General features: G+C 61.0%; 1 protein-coding gene. It reads left to right on the forward strand.

Features of this window, described 5'->3' with window-relative positions; translation table 11 throughout:
- Positions 1 to 127: 127 nt before the first annotated feature.
- On the forward strand, positions 128 to 1,342 hold the full coding sequence (locus ACFPN9_RS27840) for a tetratricopeptide repeat protein (RefSeq protein ID WP_377817950.1): 1,215 nt from the start codon (positions 128 to 130) through the stop codon (positions 1,340 to 1,342).
- The last annotated feature ends 50 nt before the right edge of the window (positions 1,343 to 1,392 follow it).

The following is a 1,392-nucleotide window of genomic DNA, read 5'->3' on the forward strand; positions in this document are numbered from 1 at the left end:
TCCCATCGTCAGCCTGCCAGCCGTGGCCGCCTGACCAGCCCGACCAAAGCCGGCACGCGGTGGCTCTGCGAAGCTACACCACCAGCAGGGACACGACCTCCTGACACCGCATCATCCTGGGCTTGGGGTGTTCAGCGCGCTTGCAAAGCAGGTGTTCGAGCGCATGGGGTTTTCGGATGCGACAATCGCGCGCGTGCTCGGTCCGTTGCAGATCAAGCAATTCTGGCCGGATTGTCACCCTGTCCATCCCGCCGTAGCAGAACATTTCGGGTTAAACTGGTGCGGCCCCTGCCATCGTTATCCTCTGCGACACGAAGGAACGTTCACCTTTGCTGAGTTCGTACATCGCTACGTCGCCTACGATTGGAATGAGCCGCTCGCTGAAGGTATCTGGTGTGCTAGCGGGCGGGATCAGGCCTTCGCGCGACGACGTCTCGAAGAAGGATTGCGTCGGTCACCAGACTCGTCGCTGGGTTATGCATTTCTCAGCCAAATCTGTCTTCGAGAGGGCGATGCCGATGCTGCATTAGCCGCGGCGAGGGCAGCGGTGCGGCTCGATGAACAGAACCCTCATGCGCATTTCGCGGTTGGGCAGAGCTTATTGCGCTCAGGATTGGCAACCGAGGGGGAAGTTGCCCTGTGCCGCGCGGTGCGAGCGGCTCCGACAACCGCGACAGCCAGCCTTGAGCTTGCACGGCTTTATCGATCGCAGAAGCGGTTCGACGAGGCACATTCGGTAATTTGCGACGCTCTCGAAGTGTTTCCTCATGATTTTGCACTTCTCGTGACCGGCGCGAAAGCTCTGATCGAGGCCTGTAAGCTGGACGATGCCGAGGCATTGCTTAGAGAGGCGATTGCGGTCAAGCCGATTGCGGCCGAACCGCATTGGCTCTTGGGCGATGTCCTCGCACTCAAGGTGCGGCGCGCTGTCGTCGCGGATTATCAAGCGATGGTCGGAAGGCTTCCCGACAATGCCAACGCTCAGGCGGGGCTGGGTCTGCTGCAAAGCCGCATCGGTGACCATGTGAAAGCGGAAGCTGCGTTTCGTTCTGCCGTCGCGCTTTGTCCCGAAGAACTGGGAAGCCGTATCCAGCTCGCGACCGCTATCAGCCGGCAGGGCCGAACCGCCGACGCCCTCTCCATGGCGATCGAACTTGAGCGAGATCGTCCCGACGATCAGCGTGTTCGAACCCTTCTGACGCATCTTCGCAAGGAGCCGCGGGAAGCCGAGACGACTGATCACTCCGAAAAATCAGCCGTTCCGCCAACCGCGCTCGGACTGAGAAGTAAGGCCTTAGAGTCCGTCCCGGAACTCATGACGCTCGCGCGATGCGGCGGATAAGAACCATGGCGGCGGCTGCGTAGAGGAAGGCCGTCGCGGAGGCGATGGTG

It is taken from the genome of Allobosea massiliensis (assembly GCF_042655245.1).
GTDB classification, from domain to species: domain Bacteria; phylum Pseudomonadota; class Alphaproteobacteria; order Rhizobiales; family Beijerinckiaceae; genus Allobosea; species Allobosea massiliensis.